This window comes from Nocardia sp. NPDC004260, from assembly GCF_053603155.1.
On the sequence record NZ_JBSGEZ010000043.1, the window covers coordinates 54,834 to 68,843 of the forward strand.

The window sequence follows — 14,010 nt, forward strand, 5'->3', positions numbered from 1 at the left end:
TCTCGACGGGGATTTCGACGTTTTGCCGCGCGGGCCGCATCCGAAGTGGATGCGATCTCGAGACGACCGCGGTTCAACGTCGAGCCTGGTGTAACCCGCATTCCGGCGACCGGAGGGGGCTGCGATGCCCGGTGGACACAGTGGCAGCGACGGAGAGCGTGAGCTGCAAGAACGGTACGGAACAGAAGACCGAGCACAGCGCTTCTACGACGATCAGGTGCTCGACCGGCTCAATCCGGCGATGATAGATTTCATCGGCCGGATGGATATGGCGTTCATCGCCACAGCCGACGAACACGGTGAATGCGACTCGAGTTTCCGCGCCGGACAACCCGGTTTCCTCCATGTGATCGACGACCGCACGATCGCCTATCCGGAATACCGCGGCAACGGCGTCATGGCGAGTCTCGGCAATATCCTGGAGAATCCGCACGTCGGGATTCTGCTCATCGATTTCGTGCGCGACCTCATCGGACTGCACATCAACGGCTCGGCCCGCATCGTCTCCGACCCGGCACTTCGCACCACCGTGCCCGATCTGCCCGTCAACCACAAAGGCCGCGCCGCGGAGCAGTGGGTGGTGGTCGATGTGGAAGAGGCATACATCCACTGCCGCAAGCACATCCCACACCTGATCCCCGCCCCGCGCGAACAACGCGAGTGGGGCACCGACAGCATTCGCGCCAAAGGCGGCGACTACTTCGGGGCGAAGGCGGAGAAAAGCGAGCTGGCCGACACGGTGATCAGCCGCTCCTGAAGGGCGTGGCGCGGCGGATCACCGGCTGCCGCGACGTGTGCCGGGCGCCGCCAGCGTGGACCAGGCCCGTCAACCCCGCTGATGGTGCGCGAGCAGGCGGGTGAGCAGGCGGGTCAGATCGTTTCTGTCCTCGGCCGATAGCGGTCCGAGCAGGTCGTCTTGCACCTTCTCGAGCGCTTGATCCATGCGCCGCAGTTGCCCCTCGCCCGCCTCGGTGCGGGTCACGATATTGCGCCTCCGGTCGTCCGGATCCGGCGTCCGCTCGACGAAACCCTGGTCGGCCAGTTCGTTGATCGCCGCCACCACGTCGCTGCGGTCCATGTTGCACCGGCGCCCGAGTTCGGCCTGGCTCGCCGCCCCGAACTCGTCCAGCGCGGCCAGAATGCGGTAGTGGTACCCACGCGCACCCACCTCGCCGAAGCTGTCGGACGCCAACCGATGGGCGTGCACGGCCAACTGGGTGACCAGCCAACTCGGCTTCGCGGCCAGGCGCGCGGGTGTCTCCTCCACAACAGCCACCATACATCGTTGGCCGAGCCAATTAATCACTCACCGACTCGAACGTCAGGGCGGCGGCCTGTTTCGCCCCGGAACGATTACGGGCCCTCAGTGGATGCCACCCACGCGCGGAGTTCCTCACCATCGCCGCGGATCTGAGAATCGCCGGCCGTCGGACGCCGTCAACGAGGCCGTACGTCCTGCGGGGTGACCCCGAATCGTGCCTTGAACGCGGAGCCGAAGGCGCTGAGGGAGCGGAAGCCGCTGGCGTAGGCGATTTCGGCCACCGTGCGGTTGGAGGGAGATTCGCGCAGGCGGCGGTGGGCGCGGTCGAGCCGCGCGCCGCGGATCAGCTCGCTCGGTGTCGTACCGGTGTGATGCAAGGCCAGTTGGACCTGGCGCAGTGACCAGCCGAGGCTTCGTGCGATCTCGATCGGAGTCAGATCGGGATCGTCGGCGTGCCGGAGCACGTAGTCGCGCACCGCGGTGTCCACCGTGGCCAGCACGTTCGGCATCGCGGCGCGGCGGCGCAGGCAGAGGCGGAGCAGATCGATGATCGTGTCACAGGCGGCGGCGAACTCGGGACCGTCGACAGTCGCACGCTGCCTTCCGAGCTCGCTGATCAGGCCTGCTACGACCGAGCCCAAGCCCTCGCGCAGGTCGATCAGCGCAGGTCCCGCGCCGACTTCGAGCGGCAGAGCGCCCGCCGGGACGTTCATCACCCACCCGCGCGCGGCCAGGGGCTGGCCGAAGTCGACGGGACGCGACTTGGTGACGACCGCGCCGTGCCCCGGCAACACCTGGGCGGTGGCGTCATCCTGTCGGAGCCGCACTTCTCCGTCGGTCGGGATGGTCACCCGCAGACCCTCATCGCCGTCCCGCCGGATATCCGCACGAGTTCTGGAATAGACGATGCTGTCCGACCAGAAGTCGATCAGCTGATAGCCCGCGTATCGCTGCACGGCCATGGCGCCACGGAACGACGACGGACTGGCGAAACGGCACTGCAAGGTGCCCTGATTACGACCGACGTGCTCAGCCCAGAGATCGGCCGACTCCCGGGGCAGGACCGCGCCGGTATCGACCCGCCCCACGAAATACGGCTCGGCGACCGACACCAGCAACCTCCCAGACCGACGTGCGCGTTTCCGTCAGACCCGTGCACGGATCAGGTCGAGCGCGCAGCGGTCCACACCTAACGTGAGTCCCGATCGTACAGATCACAGACCAGGACACGGGCGTTTCACCGTGTGCGGGAACGTGCGACGCAGATCGGCCCGCCCGCTCACTGCAAGGAATGAGCAACAGTCATGGACCGCAGGCATATTCATCTACAGACTCGGCTGGGGTTGCTGCGCGTCGTCCTGACCGGCAGCGGCGATCCGATCGTGATGTGGCCGAGCCTTCTCATGGACGCCGCCCTCTGGGACGCCCAAGTGGACCATTTGGCCCGGGATTTCCTGACCATCGCGGTCGACCCGCCCGGGCACGGGCGGTCCAGCCGCCTCGAACGACCCTTCACCTTCGGCGAGTGCGCGGCGTGTGTCGTCGACATCCTCGATCAGCTGGAACTACCGAGGACCCATTTCCTCGGGAACTCCTGGGGCGCCATGATCGGCGGCACCTTCGCCGCCACATTCCCTGACCGCGTCGAATCCGCGATCCTGATGAACGGCACGGCGTCATCGGCCCCGCTCGCTCAGCGGGCGCAGTACCGGATGCTCCTGATGGCGGTCCGAATACTCGGCGGGATCCGCCCGCCGCTCACCGGATCGGTGGTCCGGGCATTTCTCGGTCCGACGACCGAACGCACGCGCCCGAAGGTCGTCCGACAGGTTCTCGACGTCGCCCGCCGCAATGATCCGGCGTCGCTCGTGCACGCCGTCCGATCCGTGGTGACCGACCGCCCGGACCAGCGGGAACTCTTCTCCTCGATCACCTGCCCCACGCTGGTCATCGGAGGACGCGAGGACCGTACCTTCCCCGTGCCCGAACTCGAGGTGATGGCCGACGCCATCCCCGGCTCGCGGCTCGTGGTCCTCGACGGAGCCGCGCACCTCGCGGCCGCGGAGGTCCCCGCCGAAGTGAATCGTCTGGTCGGCGCCTTCCTGGCCGACCACGCCGCGACGAGCGGATAGCTCAGCGGAGCTTGAAGATCACCAAGCGTTGGACGATGAAGTTGATGACGGTCGCGGTGCCCTGGGCGACGACGAAGGCAAGCGGCTGGCGCCACCACTCGCCCGGCAGGGTGAAGTAGAGCAGGTTGTTGATGCCCACCTGCACCGCGAAGGTGAGGGCGTAGAGCGCGACGACCGCCAGGAAGCGGGTGCGGCTGGGCGGAGCCTGGAAGGTCCAGCGGCGGTTGATCAGGTAAGCCGTTGTGGTGCCCGCCACGAAGCTGATCGACTTGGCGACGCCGACCGGAAGACCGACCAGGTTCAGCAGCAGGCTGTAGAGCCCGTAGTCGACGACGGCCGAGAACCCGCCGGTGAGGGTGAACCGGATGATCTGTGTCTTGAGGTCGACCTCGGTGCCGCCGGGCTCGTCGACCAGGGGCAACTCGGCCGGAAGCGGCAGTTGGGGTTCGGCTTGCACGCCGACGAGCGTAGCGCCGGACCGGGTGGGGCACTCATTTCGGTTCTAAACCGACGTGTTCGTCACTACCCATGGGTAGAGCGACCGCGTCCCCATCTGCCGTCATACCTGTAGCCTCTATGCCGATGTCCACGAAAGCTCCGACCGCCACCAAGACAACCGGGAACGACAAAGGCGCCGGCGTCGCGAACGACGGCCCGGCCGCGGGCACCGCGTTCACTCTTCCGACGCGCACCCGCACGTTGACCGGGTGGGGTCGCACCGCACCCACCTCCTCCGAAGTCCTCTCGACCAGCGATCCCGAACTGATCGCCAAGGCAGTCGCCATGGTCGCCGAGGACAACGACAGCAAGCCCGCCCACCTGCGGCGCGGCGTGATCGCGCGCGGCCTCGGCCGCTCCTACGGCGACCACGCGCAGAACGCGGGCGGTCTGGTCGTCGACATGACCGCGCTGAACAACATCCACCGGATCGACCGCGACACCCGCATCGTGGACGTGGACGGCGGCGTCAGCCTGGACCAGCTCATGAAGGCCGCGCTGCCGTTCGGCCTCTGGGTCCCGGTGCTCCCGGGCACCCGCCAGGTGACCATCGGCGGCGCGATCGCCTCCGACATCCACGGCAAGAACCACCACAGCGAGGGCAGCTTCGGCAATCACGTGCGCTCGATCGATCTGCTCACCGCCGACGGGCAGGTGCAGCACATCACGCCGAAGCGCAACGCCAAGCTGTTCTGGGCGACCGTCGGCGGCAACGGGCTCACCGGCATCATCCTGCGCGCCACCATCGAGATGGTGCCGACGGAGACGGCCTACTTCCTCAACGACGGCGTGAAGACCACGACCCTCGACGAGACCATCGCCGCGCACAGCGACGGCAGCGAGGCCAACTACACCTATTCGAGCGCCTGGTTCGACGTGATCAGCCCGCTGCCCAAGCTGGGCCGGGCCACGATCACCCGGGGCAGGCTGGCGAAGCTCGACGAGCTGCCCAAGCGGCTGCGCAGCAAGCCGCTGAAGTTCGACGCGCCGCAGCTGATGACCGTCCCGGACATCTTCCCGAACTGGACGATGAACAAGCTGACGCTGATGTCCATCGGCGAGGCCTACTACCGGATGGGCGGCAACTACACCGGCAAGGTGCAGAACCTGACGCAGTTCTACCACCCGCTGGACATGATCGCGGAGTGGAACCGCGGCTACGGCTCCAACGGCTTCCTCCAGTACCAGTTCGTGGTGCCGACCGAGGCGGTCGAGGAGTTCAAGCGGATCATCGTCGACATCCAGGCCTCCGGGCACTACTCGGCGCTGAACGTGTTCAAGCTGTTCGGCCCGGGCAACCAGGCTCCGCTGAGCTTCCCGATGCCGGGCTGGAACATCTGCGTCGACTTCCCGATCAAGCCCGGTCTCAACGAGCTGGTCGGCGAGCTGGACCGGCGCGTGCTGGAGTTCGGCGGGCGGCTGTACACCGCGAAGGACTCGCGGACCACCGCCGAGACCTTCCACAAGATGTATCCCCGGATCGACGAGTGGATCAAGGTCCGCCGTAGCGTCGACCCCACAGGCGTTTTCATGTCCGATATGGCGAGAAGGCTGGAGCTGCAGTGATCAATGCCGTTGGTAACCCGCAGTCGATTCTGCTGCTGGGTGGCACGTCGGAGATCGGCTTGGCAATCTGCGCGGAGTACCTGAAGAAGGGGCCCGCGCGCATCACCCTCGCGGCGCTGCCCGGTGATCCGCTGCGCGAGGGCGCGGTCGCTCAGATGAAGGCCGCGGGCGCGAGCCAGGTCGACGTCATCGACTTCGACGCGCTCGACACCGATGGGCACGCCAAGGTGATCGACGCCGCCTGGGACGCGGGCGACGTGGACGTCGCGATCGTCGCCTTCGCCCTCGACGGCGATCCCGAAGAGCTGTGGCAGAACCAGGCCAAGGCCGTGCGAGTCGCCCAGATCAACTACACCGCCGCGGTCTCCGTCGGCGTGCTGGTCGGCGAGAAGATGAAGGCGCAGGGCTTCGGCCGGATCATCGCGATGTCCTCCGTCGCCGGTGAGCGGGTGCGCCGCTCGAACTTCGTCTACGGATCGACCAAAGCCGGTCTGGACGGCTTCTACCTCGGGCTCGGCGAAGCGCTGCGGCCGCACGGCCCGCGCGTACTGGTGATCCGGCCCGGCATGGTGCGGACCCAGTTCTCCGCGCACGTCAAAGAGGCTCCGCTCACCGTCGACAAGGAAGACGTCGCAGCGCTGGCGGTCGCGGCATCGCAGCGCGGGAAGGAACTGGTCTGGGCGCCGGGAACCTTCCGCTACGTGATGATGGTGCTGCGGCACATCCCGCGCTCGATCTTCCGCAGACTGCCGATCTGATCGGCGACCGAGTTCGGACATCGTGCCCGCGCGATCAGTGATCGCGCGGGCACCTATCGTCTGACGGAGTGACCCTGTGAACCCGGAGGCGCCATGCGAGTAATCCAGTGCGACGAGCGCGGAGCGGTCCGTTGAGCACGGTGACCGCGGCGGACGAAGCGCCGCCGCGTCCCGTCGATCCGGCCCCCGCGCCGGGGCGCGGGTCACTCGTAGCGCGGCAGATCGCCTCCGGCGTCGGCGAGGCCGCGCTCGCCGCGGTGGTCGCCGCCGTGGTGGCCGTCGTCGGGCTCGTCGCGTTCTCGCTGGTGCAGTGGCCCGCGTTCAACTCCTCCAACGTGACGCGTGCGCTGACCACGGTCGGGCAGGTCGGCGCCGCGGTCGTGCTCGCGGTCGCGATCGCGCTGCTGCGGCTGCGCAAGTGGCCCCGGATCGCGAAACTGCTGTCCTGGGTGGGTCTTTCGACGTTCGTCACGTTCACGCTCGGCATGCCGCTGGCGGCGACGAAGCTGTATCTGTTCGGCGTCTCGGTGGATCAGGAGTTCCGCACCGAGTTCCTCACCCGGCTCACCGATTCCGCCGCGCTGCGCGACATGACGTACGCGGATCTGCCGTCGTTCTACCCCGCGGGCTGGTTCTGGATCGGCGGGCGGGTGGCCAGTCTGCTCGGGATGGACGGCTGGGAAGTATTCAAGCCGTACGCGATCACGTTCCTCGCCGTGGCCGCGGTGGTCGCGCTGGTGTTGTGGTCGAAGCTGATCCGCGCGGACTGGGCGGTAGGCGTCGCGGCGGCGAGCACGGCGGTCACCCTGGCCTACGCCGCGCCCGAGGCCTACAGCGCCGTCATCGTGCTGCTGCTGCCGCCCGCGCTGGTGCTCGCCTGGGGGGCGCTGTATCGCCCGCTGGATGACCTGCGATCGACGGAGGAGCATCGCACGGCCGGTGGCTGGGGCGCGGTCGTCGGCACCGGGCTGTTCCTCGGCTGGGCGGCCACGTTCTACACGCTCTACTTCCTCGCGGCGGCCTTCGCGGTGGCCCTGATGGGTCTGGTGGCGGCTTTCCTCGCGGTGCGTGCACAGCGCGCCGACCGTCCGCACCGCGCCCGCGCGGCGACCGGGCCGACCCGTCCCGCGTGGCGCGCGGCGGCGGCGCCGCTGGTGCGGCTCGTGGTGATCGCGGTGATCGCCGGGCTGGTCGCGCTCGTCGTGTGGGCGCCGTACCTGGCGAAGGCGCTGCGCAGCGCGACGGCGAGTTCCGGGACCGCCCAGCACTATCTGCCGGAAGCGGGAGCGGAACTGCCGTTGCCGATGTTCCAGTTCTCCCTGCTCGGGGCGTTGTGTCTGATCGGCATCATCTGGCTGGTGCTGCGCGGCGCGTCGTCGCGACGAGCGCAGGCGCTGGGCATCGGGGTGGCGGCGATCTATCTGTGGGCGCTGCTGTCCATGGCCGCCACCGCGGCGGGCACCACGTTGCTGTCGTTCCGTCTGGAGCCGGTGCTGTTGGTGTTGCTGTCGGTCGCGGGCGCGTTCGGGTTCGTGGAGGGCGCGCGGGCGATCTACCAGGCGTTGAACGAGCCCGCCCGGTTCCGGCTGGTGGCGATCGTCGTCGCGACGATCGGCGCGTTGGCGTTCGCCCAAGACATCCCGCACGTGCTGACTCCGGAGATCACGACTGCCTACACGGACACCGACGGAGACGGAAAGCGAGCCGACCAACGGCCTGTGTCGGCCGTGTCTTTCTATGACGAAGTGGATGCGGCGCTCACCGCGCAGACCGGCCGCCCCCGCTCGGACACGGTGGTACTCACCGCCGACACCAGCTTCCTTTCCTTCTATCCCTACTTCGGCTTCCAGGCGCTCACCTCCCACTACGCCAACCCGCTCGCCGACTTCGCGGGCCGTGCGGCGACCATCGACCGCTGGAGCAAGCTGAAGACGCCGCAGGAGTTGCTCGACGCGCTGGCGGCCAGCCCGTGGCGCGCGCCCGACGCGTTTCTGTTCCGGCGCAGCGGCGACACCTACACGCTGCGGCTGGCCAAGGACGTCTACCCGAACGACCCGAACGTGGCGCGCTATTCGGTGAGCTTCCCCAAGGAACTGTTCGCCGACCCGCGTTTCACCACCACGGACATCGGACCGTTCACGCTGGTCACCGTCCACCGCTGAAATCGCGGCGGTTGAACTCGCGCGCAGTGGATACCCCTCTCGTTTGTCGGTCCACGCACAGCGTGGTTGCGACGGAGCGCGCTGGCGAGGAGTGATGCGCAGGTGACACAGGCACAAGACGTCGAGACCGACCTACCGGCGGAATCGGCGACGGTCGCGATCGCGACGAAAGAGGCGACGGCGACCGGAGTGCTCACCACTCCCGCGCGTACCCGGCGGCTGTCCCGACTTCCGCTCGCCGATCTGCTCGTATGCGCCGGTTACCTGGCGCTGGCCGCGACGGTGCTGTCGGGCCAGTGGCGCGATACCGACAACGGATACCTGATCAAGAGCGGTCAGGACCAGACGATGTGGGAGTGGTTCTTCGCCGTCACCGCGCACTCGGTGGCCGCCCTGCACAACCCGCTCGGCACCGATCTGCAGAATTTCCCGGCCGGGGTGAACATGATGGCCAACACGGCCATGTTCGGTGTCGGCGTGCCGCTGACACCGGTCACCTTGCTTTTCGGGCCGACCGTCACGTTCGTACTCGTGCTCACCCTCGGTCTGGCCGGAACGGCGTTCGCCTGGTATCGCCTGTTCGTCCGCGAGCTCGTCCAGTCCCGGGTCGCGGCGGTGATCGGCGGACTGTTCTGCGGATTCGCGCCCGGAATGATCTCGCACGCCAACGCGCACCCGAATTTCGTCGTACTGCTGTTGCTTCCGATCATCGCGGGCCTGCTGATCCGGATGGCGCGGCGAGCGGCCGCGGCGGAACGGGAACGGCCGGGCGGGCGGGTACGGGATGCCGCCGTTCTCGGACTTCTGGTCGCGACGCAGATCGCGCTCGGCGAGGAACCGCTGTTGATCTTCGCCCTCGCGTTCGGCCTGTTCGGGATCGTGTATTACGCGCATGCTCCGCGCACCGCGCTGCGCGTGACGCGAGCGGTCGCCCCTACTTTCGCGCTGGCCACGGTGATCACGTCGGCACTCGCCGAGATTCCGCTGTGGTGGCAATTCTTCGGCCCGCAGAGCTATCGATCGATCGACCACGGCCCGATGGGCAACGACCTCGAAGCGCTGGTGCAGTTCCCGTCCGAATCGCTGGGCGGCGTGTTCGCGCCCGGCGCGAACGTGGCGATCAACCCGACCGAGCAGAACGCGTACTTCGGCTGGCCGCTGCTGCTGCTGGTCGTGTTCACGGTGGGAATGCTGTGGCGCGAACGCGTGGTGCGGGCCGCGGGCGTGGTGATCGCGGTCTTCGGCCTGCTGTCGCTGGGCGCGGTCGCCACGATCGGAAAACAGCCGACCGGCATCGATATGCCGTGGCGCTGGGCCGAACATGTTCCGCTGTTGAACACCGTGCTGGAGAGCAGGATGAGCATGGCCGCGATCCCGGCCATCGCGGTGGTGCTCGCGCTGGCCAGCGACCGCGCGGTGGGGACATGGACGCAATCGGCGGTGGACTGGAAGCCGCTGGCCTGGTTCGCGGCGCTCACCGGTGCGCTGCTGCCGCTGATTCCGACCATCCTGCCGGTGGTCGAGCGACCGCCGACACCGGACTTCTTCGCCGACGGCGCCGTCCGCCGCTACGTCGGCGACGGATCGGTGGTCCTGGTGCCGCCGCCCCGGCCACCCGACGCACGGGCGCTACGTTGGCAGGCCGACGCCGGTTTCACCTTCCCGCTGGCGGGCGGCTACTTCGTCGGCCCGACCGGTACCGGCAAGAAAGGCATCTACGGTCCCGAGGCCCGTCCGACCACCGCTCTGCTGGTCCAGGCGCAGGACACCGGAGTGGTGCCGCCGATCGACGCGGGCGTGCGTACCCGTGCGCTGGAGGACCTGCGGTTCTGGCAAGCCGACGTCTTGGTGCTGCCCGCGACGAAGAACGGCGAGGTGTTGCGGGAGACCGTGACCCAGCTGCTCGGATTCACGCCGACGCGGGTCGAGGACGTCTGGCTGTGGGACGTTCATACGCTGCGCGCGTCGGGGGCAGTCGGCATCACACCGGGCGGTAGCTAGCATCAACCACCGTGCGACCGGACCGATCTTCTCCAGCGTTCACCCGTATCCGCTTGATCGCCCTCCTCTCCGGGCTTCTCGGATTCCTGCTGGCCTTGCTGACCCCGCTGCTGCCGGTGCGGCAGGATCGGGCGAGCCTGGACTGGCCCGAGTCCGGCGCCGGGAGCGTGGCGGCGCCGCTGGTGTCCTACGAGCCGCTGCGGTTCAGTGCGACGCTGCCCTGCTCGCTGACAGGCGAGCTGGGATCGGGCGGCACGCTGCTGTCCACCGCCCCCGTGGCCTCCGGGCGGGCGGCGACCAAGGGCCTGGTGGTCTCGGTCGCCGACGGCGTCCTCTCGGTAGTGCAACGCGACATCCCGCTGTTGTCCGCGCCGCTGGCCGAGGTCGGGTCCTGCGCGACGCTCCGCGTGGAGTCGACCGCCGCCGCGACGACCGCTGAACTCACCGGCGTCACACGGCAGGACGGCACGCCGTTCCGGTCCACGGTCGGCCGGGACATCCGGCCGCAGCTGGTGGGCGTGTTCACCGATCTGAAGGCCGATCGGCTCGCCGGAGCGCAGGTGCACGCGGACATCGACTCGCGTTTCTCCTCCACGCCGACGCCGCTGAAGCTGGCCGCCATGATCGCCGCCGCCGTGTTCACGCTGATCGCACTCGTCGCACTGCATCTGCTGGACACCGCCGACGGGCGCCGACCGCGCCGGTTCCTGCCCGCGCACTGGTGGCGGGTCACCCCCGCGGACGGCGTCGTGCTGGGCACGCTGGCGCTGTGGCACGTCATCGGGGCGAACACCTCCGACGACGGCTACATCCTGAACATGGCGCGCGTCTCCGGGCACGCGGGCTACATGGCGAACTACTACCGGTGGTTCGCGGTCCCCGAGGCCCCGTTCGGGTGGTCGTACGAGGTGCTGGCGTGGATGTCGCGGGTCTCCGACGCCAGCCTCTGGATGCGACTGCCCACGCTGCTGGCGGGCGTGATCTGCTGGCTGGTGATCAGCCGCGAGGTGCTGCCGCGCCTGGGCGCGCGGGTGCGCAGCAACAAAGTGGCGCTGTGGACGGCGGGCCTGGTCTTCCTCGCGTTCTGGCTGCCCTACGACAACGGCCTGCGCCCCGAACCGCTGATCGCGGCGGGCGCGCTGCTCACCTGGTGCTCGATCGAGCGCGCCATCGCGACCGGACGGCTGCTGCCCGCCGCGGTGGCCGTCCTGATCGCCGCGTTCTCCCTCGCGGCGGGCCCCACCGGACTGATCTGCATCGCGGCGCTGATCGCCGGTTCACGGCCGGTGCTGCTGATCATCATCAAGCGCGCTCGCGGCGCCGTCCCGGCCCGGACCGGGCCCGACGCCGACGCGGCCGCCGCCGGTTCCGCCGAAGCCGCGGCCGCGGTGAACGCCCCCGCGAAGGTGCGCGAGCCGTCCCGGGCGGGCGCGGTGTTCCGGTTCGCCGCGCTGGTCGCCCCCGGCCTCGCCGCGGGCACGCTGGTGCTGGTGGTGATCTTCGCCGACCAGACCTTGGCGACGGTGCTGGAAGCCACCCGGGTGCGCACGATCGTCGGCCCGAACGTCGCGTGGTTCGACGAGCGCACCCGCTGGGACTCGTTGCTCATGCTCTCGCCGGACGGTTCGCTGGCGCGGCGGTTCGGCGTGCTGGTGATGCTGCTGTGCCTGCTCGTGTGCGTACTGCAAGTACTGCGTAAGGGCCGGATTCCGGGCACCTCGCGCGGCCCCTCGGTGCGCATTCTCGGCATCGTGTTCGCATCGCTGTTCCTGATGATGTTCACCCCCACCAAGTGGACGCACCACTTCGGCGTGTACGCCGGACTGGCCGGATCGCTGGCCGCGCTCGCGGCGGTCGCGGTGGGCACCACCGGTATTCGCTCGCCGCGCAACCGCGCGCTGTTCGCCGCCGCCGTGCTCTTCCTGCTCGCCGTGACCTTCACCGGCTCGAACGGGTGGTGGTACGTGTCCAGCTACGGTGTTCCGTGGTGGGACAAGGCGCCGTTGATCGCGGGCAAGGGGCTGTCCACGTTGTTCCTCGGGCTCAGTGTCCTCGCGCTGCTGGTCGCGATATGGCAGCACTACCGCGAGCCGTACCGGCGTGCGAGGGCCGGAGCGCCACGTCGATTCGACCGGTGGGCCTCCGCGCCGCTGACCGTGGCCGCCGCGCTGCTGGTGATCTTCGAGGTCGCCTCGCTCGCCAAAGCCGCGGCCACGCAGTACCCCGCGTACTCGATCACCAAGTCGAACGTGCAATCGGTCGGCGGGGATTCGTGCGCGCTGGCGAACGAAGTGCTCGTCGAGACCGACACCGCCGATTCGCTGCTGCGGCCCTTCACCGGTTCGCCCGCGGACGGCTTGGCCGCGCAGAACAAGGGATTCACCCCGAACGGGGTGGCGCGTGACCTCACCGCGGACGCGGAGGAGACGGTCACCGGCGGCGCGAACTCCGTGGACAAGGATTCGGAGAACAAGACCACCAACACCACCGGTGCGGGCACCGGCGGCGGCACCACCGAGCAGGCGGGCATCAACGGCAGCACCGTCGCGCTGCCGTTCGGTCTCGACCCGGCGAGAACCCCGGTGCTGGGTAGCTACCAGGAGGGCGAGCAACAGCAGGCGAAGCTGACCACCCAGTGGTACCGGCTCGACCTGACCGACAGCATGCGCAACGACCCCGCCTACCAGGTGCTCGCGATCACCGCGGCGGGCCGGATCCGCTCCGTGGACGCCGACGGTGTGCTCACCTACGGACAGGAACTGCACCTGGAGTACGGCGTCCGTGGCGCGGACGGCGAGGTGCGCACGCTCGGCTCGATCGATCCACTGGACATCGGCCCCGCGCCGTCCTGGCGCAACCTGCGGGTGCCGCTGGACCGGCTGCCTGCGGAAGTGAACGCGGTGCGGCTGGTCGCGATCGACAACGACATCACGCCCAAGCAGTGGCTGGCCGTCACCCCGCCCCGGCTGCCCAAGCTGGCCACGCTCAATTCCGTGGTCGGATCGCAGGCTCCCGTGTTACTCGACTGGCACGTCGGCCTCGCCTTCCCGTGCCAGCGGCCGTTCGACCACAAGGACGGCGTGGGCGAGATTCCGCAGTGGCGCATTCTGCCCGACCGGGTCGGCTCCGACGCCTCGAACGCCTGGCAAGACGACATCGGCGGTGGCCCACTCGGCTGGACCGGCCTGCTGCTGAAATCCCAAACCGTCCCCGCATACCTCGACCGCGACTGGGCTCGCGACTGGGGCTCCCTCGAACGCTTCACCCCCTACGACCCCACCGCCATTCCTGCCCCCATCACCACCACAACCCGAACCCGCACCGGCCTCTCCACCGACGACCCCATCCGCATCCGCTGACTCCGCGAGTGGCACATGGTGCAGCGGGCTTCTCGCGATTCGCCGCAGCCGTGTGCCACTCGTGGAGGGTGTCACGGGGTGAGGACGATGCGGCCGCGTAGGCCGCCGAGCGATAGGCGGGATTGGGCTTCTCGGGCGGCGGTGAGGGGGTGGGTCGCCGCTACGCGGAGGGTTAGTTTCAATGCCGCTCACATAGGCTGGTCGGGCTGGTGTCAACTGGTGTTGATGGTGACGTCGATCTCAATCTTGTAGGTGTTTCGGTCGATGTCGCCC

10 protein-coding genes are annotated in these 14,010 nt (G+C 68.7%); 7 read left to right on the forward strand and 3 right to left on the reverse strand.

Annotation, left to right across the window (positions count from 1 at the left end; genetic code table 11):
* Positions 1 to 124 precede the first annotated feature (124 nt).
* The gene (locus ACWEO7_RS23970; protein WP_452426243.1) at positions 125 to 757 is read left to right on the forward strand and encodes a pyridoxamine 5'-phosphate oxidase family protein; all 633 of its coding nucleotides are present in this window, start codon (positions 125 to 127) and stop codon (positions 755 to 757) included.
* A 69-nt stretch (positions 758 to 826) separates the two neighbouring features.
* On the opposite strand, the gene ACWEO7_RS23975 is transcribed toward ACWEO7_RS23970, so the two are convergent.
* Positions 827 to 1,267 carry a MarR family winged helix-turn-helix transcriptional regulator gene (locus tag ACWEO7_RS23975; protein WP_452426244.1) on the reverse strand — a complete coding sequence of 147 codons (441 nt, stop codon included), beginning with the start codon at positions 1,265 to 1,267 and terminating at the stop codon, positions 827 to 829.
* Positions 1,268 to 1,437: 170 nt separating this feature from the next.
* Positions 1,438 to 2,373, reverse strand: a complete 936-nt coding sequence (locus ACWEO7_RS23980; RefSeq protein WP_452426246.1) for an AraC family transcriptional regulator — start codon at positions 2,371 to 2,373, stop codon at positions 1,438 to 1,440.
* Between the two features lie 192 nt (positions 2,374 to 2,565).
* Between ACWEO7_RS23980 and ACWEO7_RS23985 the strand changes: the two genes are divergently transcribed.
* Positions 2,566 to 3,393, forward strand: a complete 828-nt coding sequence (locus ACWEO7_RS23985) for an alpha/beta fold hydrolase (protein ID WP_452426248.1) — start codon at positions 2,566 to 2,568, stop codon at positions 3,391 to 3,393.
* Position 3,394: 1 nt separating this feature from the next.
* Here ACWEO7_RS23985 and ACWEO7_RS23990 read toward each other — a convergent pair whose 3' ends face one another.
* Positions 3,395 to 3,850 carry a GtrA family protein gene (locus ACWEO7_RS23990; protein WP_450025105.1) on the reverse strand — a complete coding sequence of 152 codons (456 nt, stop codon included), beginning with the start codon at positions 3,848 to 3,850 and terminating at the stop codon, positions 3,395 to 3,397.
* Positions 3,851 to 3,969: 119 nt separating this feature from the next.
* Here ACWEO7_RS23990 and ACWEO7_RS23995 point away from each other — a divergent pair, with 119 nt between their 5' ends.
* The 5 genes from ACWEO7_RS23995 (at position 3,970) to ACWEO7_RS24015 (ending at position 13,737) form a co-directional block, all read left to right on the forward strand.
* Complete coding sequence (locus ACWEO7_RS23995; RefSeq protein ID WP_450025103.1) at positions 3,970 to 5,457, forward strand: FAD-binding protein; 1,488 nt, start codon at positions 3,970 to 3,972, stop codon at positions 5,455 to 5,457.
* On the forward strand, positions 5,454 to 6,215 hold the full coding sequence (locus ACWEO7_RS24000) for a decaprenylphospho-beta-D-erythro-pentofuranosid-2-ulose 2-reductase (RefSeq protein ID WP_039794313.1): 762 nt from the start codon (positions 5,454 to 5,456) through the stop codon (positions 6,213 to 6,215). The genes ACWEO7_RS23995 and ACWEO7_RS24000 overlap by 4 nt, the downstream gene beginning before the upstream one ends.
* A gap of 221 nt (positions 6,216 to 6,436) precedes the next feature.
* Positions 6,437 to 8,377 carry a galactan 5-O-arabinofuranosyltransferase gene (locus ACWEO7_RS24005; RefSeq protein ID WP_452426263.1) on the forward strand — a complete coding sequence of 647 codons (1,941 nt, stop codon included), beginning with the start codon at positions 6,437 to 6,439 and terminating at the stop codon, positions 8,375 to 8,377.
* A gap of 102 nt (positions 8,378 to 8,479) precedes the next feature.
* Positions 8,480 to 10,378 carry a glycosyl transferase gene (locus ACWEO7_RS24010; RefSeq protein WP_452426250.1) on the forward strand — a complete coding sequence of 633 codons (1,899 nt, stop codon included), beginning with the start codon at positions 8,480 to 8,482 and terminating at the stop codon, positions 10,376 to 10,378.
* An 11-nt stretch (positions 10,379 to 10,389) separates the two neighbouring features.
* On the forward strand, positions 10,390 to 13,737 hold the full coding sequence (locus tag ACWEO7_RS24015) for an arabinosyltransferase domain-containing protein (protein WP_452426252.1): 3,348 nt from the start codon (positions 10,390 to 10,392) through the stop codon (positions 13,735 to 13,737).
* Positions 13,738 to 14,010: the final 273 nt, after the last annotated feature.

Excerpts from the sequence above, each read along its gene's own strand:
- ACWEO7_RS23970 (WP_452426243.1), top strand. The coding sequence starts at position 125 with ATGCCCGGTGGACACAGTGGCAGCGACGGAGAGCGTGAGCTGCAAGAA.
- ACWEO7_RS23985 (WP_452426248.1), top strand. The coding sequence starts at position 2,566 with ATGGACCGCAGGCATATTCATCTACAGACTCGGCTGGGGTTGCTGCGC.
- ACWEO7_RS23995 (WP_450025103.1), top strand. The coding sequence starts at position 3,970 with ATGCCGATGTCCACGAAAGCTCCGACCGCCACCAAGACAACCGGGAAC.